The following is an 8,961-nucleotide window of genomic DNA, read 5'->3' as shown; positions in this document are numbered from 1 at the left end:
CTCGACACCTACAACAACGTCGCCTGCGTTGGCCATTGCCACCCCCGCGTGGTGGAGGCGATGGCGCGGCAGGCGGCCGCCTTCGCGAGCCACACGCGCTACCTGCACGAGGGTATCCTCGACTATGCCGAACGGCTGCTCGCCACCTTCCCGGCCGAACTGGGCCACGTCATGTTCACCTGCACCGGGTCGGAGGCGAACGACCTCGCGCTGCGCATCGCGCGCGAACACACCGGCGGCACCGGCGTGATCGTGACCGAGAACGCCTATCATGGCGTCACCGCGGACGTGGCCGCGCTGTCGCCCTCGCTCGGAGCGGATGTGCCGCTCGGCCCCCATGTCCGCACCGTCCCCGCGCCGGACGCCGCGCGCTACGGGGCGGACGTGGCGGCGGGTTTCGCCGCCGCGGTTCAGGTGGCAATCGACGACCTTCTCCGCCACGGGGTCCGGCCCGCCGCGCTCGTCGTCGACACGATCTTCTCCTCCGACGGGGTCTTCGCGGACCCCGAGGGGTTCCTTGCCCCTGCCGTTACGGCGATCCGCGCCGCGGGCGGCATCTTCATCGCCGACGAGGTGCAGCCCGGCTTCGCGCGGACCGGTGCCGCGATGTGGGGCTTCCAGCGCCACGGGCTCGTGCCCGACATGGTCTCTCTCGGCAAGCCGATGGGCAACGGCTACCCGGTTGCCGCGCTGGTGGTCCGGCCCGGGGTCGTCGCGGCCTTCGGCGCCAAGGCGCGGTACTTCAATACCTTCGGCGGCAATGCCGTGGCCGCGGCAACGGCTTCTGCGGTTCTCGACGTGATCGAGGACGAGGGGCTTCTCGACAACGCCCGCGACACGGGCGCCTATCTCGTCGGGGGCCTGCGGGACCTCGCCTCGCGCCACGACTGCCTCGGGACGGTGCGCGGCGCGGGGCTCTTCATCGGGGCGGACATCGTCCGCGACGGCGCGGCCGACGCGGCGCTCGCCCTGCGGGTGGTCAACGGTCTCCGCGCGGCGAAGGTCCTGATCTCGGCCACCGGGAAGGCGGGGAACGTCCTGAAGATCCGCCCGCCCCTGGTCTTCACCCGCGAGCATGCCGACATCTTCCTGGGCAGGATGGCGGGCGTCCTCTCAGCCCTCTGATGCGGTCCGCGAGGCCCAGGGCAGGTGCGGACCCGCAGGCACGATCCCGTTGGGGTTCAACGCGCGGATCGAATAGTAGCCGCGCTTGACGTGGTCGAGGTTCACCGTCGCCCCCACACCCGGCACGTCGAGAACGCGTTCGAGGTACGCCGAAAGCCGGGGGTAGTCCGCAAGTCGGCGGATGTTGCACTTGAAGAGCCCGTAATAGGCGGCGTCGAAGCGCACCAGCGTCACGAAGAGCCGGATGTCCGTCTCCGTCAGCCCCGTCCCGAAAAGGAAGTCGCGCCCGTCCGATAGCCGGCGCTCCAGCGTGTCGAGGGACGCGAAGACGCCCGCCACCGCCTGGTCATAGGCTTCTTGCGTTGTGGCGAAGCCCGCGCGGTAGACGCCGTTGTTGAGCCGGGGGTAGATCCAGTCCGAGAGCGCGTCGATCTCGGCGCGCAGGGCCCCGGGGTAGAGCCCCGCGTCCCTGGTGGCGAGCCCGCCGAAGCCGAGGCTCATCATCCTGAGGATGTCGGCGGATTCGTTGTTCACGATCGTGTCCGTCTGCCTGTCCCAGAGCACCGGCACGGTGGCGCGTCCGGTGAACTCCGGGTCGGCGGCCGAATAGAGTTCGTGCAGGTAGGTGGCCGCCCGTTCCGGGTCGGCCCCGGTGCCGAAACGCCAGCCCTGATCGGAAAGCGCAGGCTCCACCACCGTCACCGGGATCGCGCCCGTCAGGCCCATCAGCGCCCGCGCGATCAAGGTGCGCGAAGCCCAGGGGCAAATCAGCGCGACATAGAGCCGGTAGCGCCCGGCCTCGGCCTTGAAGCCGCCGGTGCCGGTCGGCCCGGCACCGCCATCGGCGGTGACCCAGTTGCGGAAGGACGAGGTCTGGCGGACGAATCCGCCCTTCTCGTCCTTGGCCTGAACCGGCTGCCAGTTCTCGGCCCATTTCCCTCGCATGAGCATCTCAGGCTTCCTTCCGCGAGACCGTGAACGGGGTGCCCCACGGGTCCGCCCCCTGCGTGGCAAGGACGCCCGCGAGGCGGTCGTGGTTCGCGGCGTCGGCCAGAAGTTCGACGCCGGCAAGACCGGCCGCGCCACGGCTGCGCTGCCCGGCGCCCCGGCTGTTCCAGACGTTGGTGGCAAGGTGGTGGTGGTAGCCGCCGGAACTGTAGAAGGCGGCACCGGGGTAATGGGTCACGATGTCGAAGCCGAGCGTGCCGGAATAGAAGTCCTCGGCCGCCGACACATCGCCCACCTGAAGGTGGACATGTCCAACGACGGTCCCGTCGGGCGCGCCCGTCCAGGGGCGCGCGGCATCGGCGGCAAGCGCGCGGAGGTCGAGCGGATCGGTCGCCATCCTGATCCGGCCATCGCGGCGCGGCCACTCGTCCCGCGCACGGTCGCGATAGATCTCGATGCCGTTGCCCTCGGGGTCGGCGAGGTAGATCGCCTCGCTCACCAGGTGGTCGGAGGCGCCCTGCAGCGGCAGGCGCACTTCGAAGGCATGGATCATCCACATGGCGAGGTCGGCGCGCGACGGCAGGAGGAAGGCGGTGTGGAAGAGCCCCGCCTCGCGGGGATCTCCGGCCTTCGCCGCGCGGTCGGCGCGGAGTTCCAGGAGAACCCGCCCGCCCGCGCCGAGGGTGCGGACGCCGCCTTCGGAGGCGATCGGCTGAAGCCCGATCGCGGTTTCGTAGAAGGCGGCTACCCGGTCGATGTCACGCACGGTCAGCGCAACGCGGCCGATCTCGACGGGGGCGGAGGCGGTGGACATGGTCGTCCCTTTCCTGTGCGGACGTCAGCGGCGCGAGAGCGCGTAGGCGCCGTTGCCGAGGAGCGCGAGCGCGGCCATCACGATGGCCCAGAGCACCGGGTATTCCCAGCCGCCGTTCGGATTAGAGAAGAAGAAGCCGTTGGCGCCATGGCCGAACCAGGCCGCGCCAAGGAGCACCGGAACCATCGCGAGCGAGATTGCGCGGGTGTAGAAGCCGGCGATGAGCGCGAGGCCGCCCAGAAGCTCGACGGCGATGGTCGCGTAGCCGAGGAAGCCCGGAAGGCCGATCGAGGCGAAGTAGCCGGCGGTGCCGGAGGGGGTGAAGACCGCGATCTTCAGCCAGGCGTGGAGGACGAAGTAGAGGCCCGTCGAGACGCGCAGGATCAGCGCGGCATAGTCGGCGTTGGTCGGGCGGGCGAGCGGGGCAGTGGCGTCGTAGGTGGTCATCATCTGTCCTTTCGAGGGTTGGCCCGGGTTGGGCGATGGCGGGAAGATGATACCTTCCATTGAAAATGATAATCCGGTTTCCGGGAAGATTATTGCATCCTAAATGGATGCAATTGGTGTCATACGCCCCAGTCGCGCCCGCGGAAATACTCGGCGAGATGGTCGATCAGCACCCGCACCTTGGCCGCGAGGTGGCGCCCGGGCGGATAGAGCGCGAAAACGCCCAACGGGTCGTCCGCGTGGTCGGCGAGAAGCGCGCGGACACGGCCGGCCCTCAGCGACGGCGCGGCGACGAAGTCCGGCACGAAGGCGAGGCCCAGCCCCGCCTCCGCGGCGCCGAGACAGGCCTCGGCGTTGGAGTAGCGGAGCCGCCCGCGCACGGGCACCTGTTCCACCCGCCCGCCGGTCCGGAAGTGCCAGTGCCAGGGGTCGCGGAAGTTGGTGTCGATGACGCATTCGTGCCGGGCAAGGTCCGCGGGCGCTGCCGGCACGCCGGCGCGGTCGAGGTAGCTTTCGGCACCGACCAGGACCACCCGAATCTGGCAGAGCCTGCGCGCGATCAGCGTGGTGTCTGTGGGTCGGCCGACGCGGACCGCCGCATCGAAGCCTTCGTCCACCAGGTTCACGACCCGGTCGGAAAAGGAAACGTCCAGCGAGATGTCCGGAAAGGCGGAGGCGAAGCGGTTGAGCGCGGGGACGAGTTCGGTCGCTCCGAAGGTCAGGGGCGCCGTGAGCCGCACCCGCCCGCGCGGGCTGGCCGAGGCGTCCCTTACGCTCTGGTCGAGCGCATCGAACTCCTCGATGAGACCGCGAAGCTGTTCATAATAGGCCTGGCCGACCTCGGTGGCCGAGACGGCACGCGTGGTGCGATTGAGAAGCCGCACGCCGAGTTCCGCCTCGAGTCGCGCGACGACCTTGGAGGCCTGCCCCGACGTGGTGCCGAAGCGGCGCGCGGCGGCTGTGAAGCTGCCGGTCTCCATGACCGCGATAAACATCCGGTCCGAGGCGAGGCGATCCATGATTGCGTCCGATTCGGCGAAAGTCAGGCCGAGTTTCGCGCAATTCCGGCCACGAGGGCAGGGGTGTCAGAGCCGCCCCAGGAGCCGGGCCGCGTCGAGCATGCGGTTGGAAAAGCCCCATTCGTTGTCATACCAGCCGAAGACGCGGAGCAGCCCGCCCCTGGTCACGCGGGTCTCGGGCAGGGCCATGACGATGCTTTCGGGCCGCGCCCTGAGGTCGGAGGAGACTAGCGGACGGTCGGTGCAGCCGATCACGCCGCCGGCTTGGCCGAGCGCCGCATTGACCGCCTCGCGCCCGGGCCGGGCGCGGGTCATCACCGACAAGTCCACCGCGGAGACAGAGGCCACCGGCACGCGCACCGCGGCGCCCTCGATCCGGCCCGCGATCTCGGGCAGCACGACGTCCAGCAGGCGCTGGGCCGAGGTGGTGGTCGGCACCATCGACAGCGCCGCCGCGCGGCTTCGGGCATAATCCGCCGCCGGCGCGTCCACGGTCGGCTGGCTGCCGGTGTAGCAGTGGATCGTGGTCATCCACCCCGTTTCTACGCCCCATTCCCGCTCGATCAGGCGGGCGAGCGGCGCGAGGGCGTTCGTGGTGCAGGAGGCGTTGGAGACGATGTGGTGCGCGGGCGACAGCTTTTCTTCGTTCGCGCCGATGACCAGCGTGAAATCCGCCGTGGCGGAGGGTCCGGAGACGAGCACCCGCCGCGCGCCGCCCCGAAGGCCCGCCTCGGCGAATGAGCGCTCGCCGCCGAGCCCGGTGCATTCCATCACCACGTCGATGTCGGACAGGTCGAGCGTCGCGAGGTCGCGCGCGCCGGTGAGGCGGATGCGGTGTCCGTCCACGACGAGAGTATCCGGTTCCAGCCGCACCTCGCCGTCCCAGGGGCCGAAGGTGGAATCGTACTCGAAGAGATACGCGGCCATCTCGGGCCGCGCGATGTCGTTCACCGCGACGATCTCAAGCCCGTCTCCGACCGGCCCCGAAAGTGCTGCGCGCAGAACCGAACGGCCGATGCGGCCGAAACCGTTGAGGGCGACGCGGAGGGGCATGGGTGGTCCTTTCTCGATCCGCGCCGATCCTAGCCGAGTGCAAGCGATTGAAAATGCCGAAAATGTACCCGATACGCCGTGTGCACGGTCCTTGCAGGGGCGCCGCGGCGCCTGCCGCCGCCGTCATCCCGGGAGGGCAGGGACGGCGTTGCGCAGGTCGAGGGCTCCGGCCTGACGTGTCACCGCACCGCCTCCATCAAGGCATCGCGCATCCGGCAGTCGCGCGCGGCATCGAGCCCGCAGGGCCGGGGCGCGAGATCCTTCGTCAGGCAGATCCTCGCCTCCTGGATCCGCCCCGCCTCGCAGGTGATCGTGACCATCGTCGCCTCGAGGCCGGGGTTCGCGTCGACGAAGGCCTCTTCGACGACAGACGCGGGCAGCGTCACGTCTTGCCGCAGCGCGCGGAAGACCTCTGGGATGACGATGCTGTCATAGGCTTGCCGCGAGGTCTCGAAATAGTCGCCGGCCGACAGGCCCGAGCAGCGGCCATGCTTCTTCCATTCGTGCCAGGCAAGCCCGGCGGAGCCCATGATGTCGGCCATCGCGCGCGTTTCCGCTCGCGTGGCATCGCGTTCGCCGGTCCGGCAGTCGCTCGGCCAGCCGAACTCGTACTGCGGCCAGAGGCCGTGGAGGGTGAAGCTGAAGTCATGGCGCGGGTCGCACTGATCCGCGCCCCGGTCGTCGCCATCGAGGGCGCAGAAGGTCGGCGACCACGAAAGCGACAGGACGTAATAGTCGAACGCCCCCGCCCGCCCGCCTTCGGCCGAGGCCGGGAGGGCGTTGAGAAGGAGCAGGGCGAGGGCGCGCATTTTCTCTTTTCTCCGGGGGGCAGAGCGACTATATAGCGCCGCAATTCCCCGAAAACGAGGAACCGCGGCCCAAGGGTCGCAGCCGTTTTCCCGGCTCGGGAGAGATTTGTAAAGGAGAAGCCCGATGACGAAACCGCTCATGGCCAAGGCCACGGCCGTCTGGCTGGTGGACAACACGACGCTGAGCTTCAAGCAGATCGCCGATTTTTGCGGGATGCACGAGCTCGAGGTCCAGGGGATTGCCGACGGCGACGTGGCAACCGGCGTGAAGGGCTTCGACCCGATCGCCAATAACCAGCTCGAACCCGGCGAGATCGAGAAGGGGCAGGCCGATCCGCTCTACCGGCTGAAACTGAAGCACAACCCCGCCGCGCTGGGCGAGGAAAAGCGCCGCGGCCCGCGCTATACGCCGCTTTCGAAACGGCAGGACCGTCCGGCGGCAATCCTGTGGCTGGTGAAGTTCCATCCTGAGCTCGCCGATTCGCAGATCGCCAAGCTGGTGGGCACGACGAAGCCGACGATCGCTTCGATCCGCGACCGGACGCACTGGAACATCTCGAACATCACCCCGATCGATCCGGTGGCCCTCGGCCTCTGCCGGCAGTCGGAACTGGACGCCGCCGTGCAGAAGGCGGCGAAGAAGAAGGCGGCTGACGGCGTGGTGATGTCGGACGACGAACGCCGCAAGCTCGTCTCGACCGAGCAGTCGCTCGGCATGTCCACCGAGCCGAAGATCCCGTCTTCCATCGCCGGGCTTGAGAACTTCTCGTTCTCGCGGACGCAGGAAGAGGAGGAGAAGAACCCGGCCGACTATTCGGACGCGGACAGCTTCTTCAACCTGCCGCAGGGCGACGACGAGGACGACGAGGACGAGGGGCGGGGTCGGCGCTGATCGCGCGTCCCCCGCGGGGCGGGCGGCGCCACTATCCCTTCTTCTTCTTTTTCTTCTTCTTGCCCGGGGCTTGACCCGATGCGGCTTCGTCGCCGGGATCGGCCTCGAACAGGGCCGCGAGCTTCGCCGCATCGAGCGCCACCAGTGCCTCCATCCGTGCCGACAGGGTGGCCAGCGTCTCGTGCAACGCCGCGATACGCGCGTCGCCGGATGCGGCTTCGGCCGCGACGAGCCTGTCGAGGAGCGGTGCCACCACGCGGCGCTGCCGCCCGCCGATCAACAGGCGCACGATCTCCCAGGGGTCAGGTGGGGCCGTGAAGTAGTCCTTGCGGTCCGCCGGTGCGCGAGCCCGCGCGATCAGGCCCCATTCGCGCAGTTCCTTCAGGGCCGTCGAGACGTTCGACCGGGACAGGCCCAGCGTCTGGGTCAGGTCGTCGGCGCAGGGTGGCTGGGCGGCGCGCCAGATCGCCGCGAAGCACTGCCCGGCGGGGCGCGATATGCCGCAGAGCGCGCCCAGTTCGGCGACGATTTCGGGAAAGGCTTGGGTGGCGGCCATGGCGCTCTTTCGCGAAGGGTTGTTCCAGCCTCGCGAAAATCGCCGCTCCGTCAAGGCATCCGCACGCGGTCGAGCCGGAACCGGGTCGTCTGGCAATAGCGCTCGCCAGGGGCGAGCGCAGCCGGGGGGAAATCGGGCCGGTTCGGCGCGTCGGGCCAGACCTGCGGTTCAAAGGCGATGCCCGCGCGGGGGCCGTAGGCGCGGCCGTCGAGGCCCCGGCCGGCGGCGACCGCGAAATGCCGTCCGTCATAGACCTGCAGCCCGGGTTCCGTCGTCGCGATCCTGAGCCTCACGCCGGACGCGCCCGTGAGGGTCGCCACCTCGGTCAGGTCGCGGCGGGTCGAGGAAAGGCAGAAGTTGTGGTCGAGGGGCGGCGCCGCGGATAACGGCACGGACGTCCGGAAGTCGTAGGGCGTGCCCGCGACGGAACGCGGCGGGCCCGTCGGGATCATCGCGGCATCCACCGCAAGGTATCGGTCCGCGGCGATGGCAAGCCGGTGGCCGCAGATGTCGCCGCTGCCGTCGAGGTTCCAGTAGCCGTGGTGGGCGAGGTTGATGAGCGTGACGGCGTCGGTGGTCGCGGTCAGGTCCAGGGTCAGCGTGGCCGGTGGCGACAGCCGGAAGCGCGCCCGGATCGTCCGGTTGCCGGGAAATCCGCCCTCGCCGGCGGCAAGGTCGGCGCGGAGTGTCGCATGGTCCGGCCCGGCTTCCTCGACCGTCCAGACCCGGGCATGGAGGCCGTTCGCACCCGAGTGCAGGAGCGTGCCGCCCTCGTTCGCGGCGAAGTGGCAAAGGCGGCCGGCGACGACGGCCCGTGCGCCGGCAATGCGGTTGGCGACCGGTCCGACGATGGCGCCGGCGTAGAGAAGCGGGCCCGCATAGTCCGAGGGGTCCGCCGCACCGAGCGCGAGCGGCCAGCCCATGCCGGCGAGCCGTAGATCCTGGACCGTCGCGCCAAGGGTGAGCAGACGTAGGCTCAAGCCCCCGCCCGCGAGGACGAGTGCGTGGACCGCGCGGCCGTCCGCCATCCTGCCCGCCTCGATCATTCCTGCCGTCCTCCTGGGCCCTTCGGCTGCATCGTCGCACCGGGACCGGCGCCGTCAATCGCCCGCGACACAGTCGGCGATGGCCGTGCCGATGTCGTCGAGCACGGCAAGGTAGAGCCCCGGCCCCGGTTCGGCCGAGCGGCCCTCGGGATCGAGCGGCGCGCCGAGCCGGGCCGACGTGCCCGCGACGAGGCCTTCGATCGGGCGCGGATCGTGCCCGGCCTCGGGGAAGGCGCAGGCGGCTTCGCCTGC

10 protein-coding genes and 1 pseudogene are annotated in these 8,961 nt (G+C 69.8%); 2 read left to right on the top strand and 9 right to left on the bottom strand.

What is annotated here, in order from left to right; all coding sequences use genetic code 11:
* Positions 1 to 1,125 (top strand): aspartate aminotransferase family protein (locus tag F9K34_RS14495; protein ID WP_291337715.1); only part of this gene is annotated, 1,125 nt, incomplete at its 5' end.
* Here the strand turns inward: F9K34_RS14495 and F9K34_RS14490 are convergent.
* The 6 genes from F9K34_RS14490 to F9K34_RS14465 all read right to left on the bottom strand — a co-directional run bounded on the left by F9K34_RS14490 (position 1,114) and on the right by F9K34_RS14465 (position 6,215).
* The gene (locus tag F9K34_RS14490) at positions 1,114 to 2,076 is read right to left on the bottom strand and encodes a glutathione S-transferase family protein (protein ID WP_291337713.1); all 963 of its coding nucleotides are present in this window, start codon (positions 2,074 to 2,076) and stop codon (positions 1,114 to 1,116) included. The two genes, F9K34_RS14495 and F9K34_RS14490, sit on opposite strands and share 12 nt — an antisense overlap.
* Before the next feature lies 1 nt (position 2,077).
* Positions 2,078 to 2,887 carry a VOC family protein gene (locus tag F9K34_RS14485; protein WP_291337711.1) on the bottom strand — a complete coding sequence of 270 codons (810 nt, stop codon included), beginning with the start codon at positions 2,885 to 2,887 and terminating at the stop codon, positions 2,078 to 2,080.
* A gap of 24 nt (positions 2,888 to 2,911) precedes the next feature.
* Positions 2,912 to 3,334, bottom strand: a complete 423-nt coding sequence (locus F9K34_RS14480) for a DoxX family protein (RefSeq protein WP_291337710.1) — start codon at positions 3,332 to 3,334, stop codon at positions 2,912 to 2,914.
* 119 nt (positions 3,335 to 3,453) lie between these two features.
* The gene (locus tag F9K34_RS14475) at positions 3,454 to 4,353 is read right to left on the bottom strand and encodes a LysR family transcriptional regulator (protein ID WP_291337708.1); all 900 of its coding nucleotides are present in this window, start codon (positions 4,351 to 4,353) and stop codon (positions 3,454 to 3,456) included.
* Between the two features lie 66 nt (positions 4,354 to 4,419).
* Positions 4,420 to 5,406, bottom strand: coding sequence for a type I glyceraldehyde-3-phosphate dehydrogenase (locus F9K34_RS14470; RefSeq protein WP_291337706.1), 987 nt, complete (start codon positions 5,404 to 5,406; stop codon positions 4,420 to 4,422).
* 179 nt (positions 5,407 to 5,585) lie between these two features.
* Positions 5,586 to 6,215 (bottom strand): ribonuclease T2, encoded by a 630-nt coding sequence (locus tag F9K34_RS14465; RefSeq protein WP_291337704.1) that lies wholly within the window; start codon positions 6,213 to 6,215, stop codon positions 5,586 to 5,588.
* Positions 6,216 to 6,339: 124 nt separating this feature from the next.
* On the opposite strand from F9K34_RS14465, the gene F9K34_RS14460 reads away from it, so the two are divergent.
* Positions 6,340 to 7,107: a DUF1013 domain-containing protein gene (locus tag F9K34_RS14460; RefSeq protein ID WP_291337702.1), complete on the top strand. Its 768-nt coding sequence runs from the start codon at positions 6,340 to 6,342 to the stop codon at positions 7,105 to 7,107.
* Between the two features lie 31 nt (positions 7,108 to 7,138).
* On the opposite strand, the gene F9K34_RS14455 is transcribed toward F9K34_RS14460, so the two are convergent.
* The 3 genes and pseudogenes from F9K34_RS14455 to F9K34_RS14445 form a co-directional block, all read right to left on the bottom strand.
* Complete coding sequence (locus F9K34_RS14455) at positions 7,139 to 7,663, bottom strand: GbsR/MarR family transcriptional regulator (RefSeq protein WP_291337700.1); 525 nt, start codon at positions 7,661 to 7,663, stop codon at positions 7,139 to 7,141.
* A gap of 50 nt (positions 7,664 to 7,713) precedes the next feature.
* A complete protein-coding gene (locus F9K34_RS14450; RefSeq protein ID WP_291337698.1) occupies positions 7,714 to 8,709 on the bottom strand; it encodes an aldose epimerase family protein in 996 nt (331 codons plus the stop codon).
* 54 nt (positions 8,710 to 8,763) lie between these two features.
* Positions 8,764 to 8,961: pseudogene (locus F9K34_RS14445) on the bottom strand (zinc ABC transporter substrate-binding protein); the annotation flags it as partial.

It is taken from the genome of Albidovulum sp. (assembly GCF_008933605.1).
Lineage (GTDB): Bacteria > Pseudomonadota > Alphaproteobacteria > Rhodobacterales > Rhodobacteraceae > Albidovulum.
This window is presented reverse-complemented; position numbering and strand designations above follow the sequence as displayed.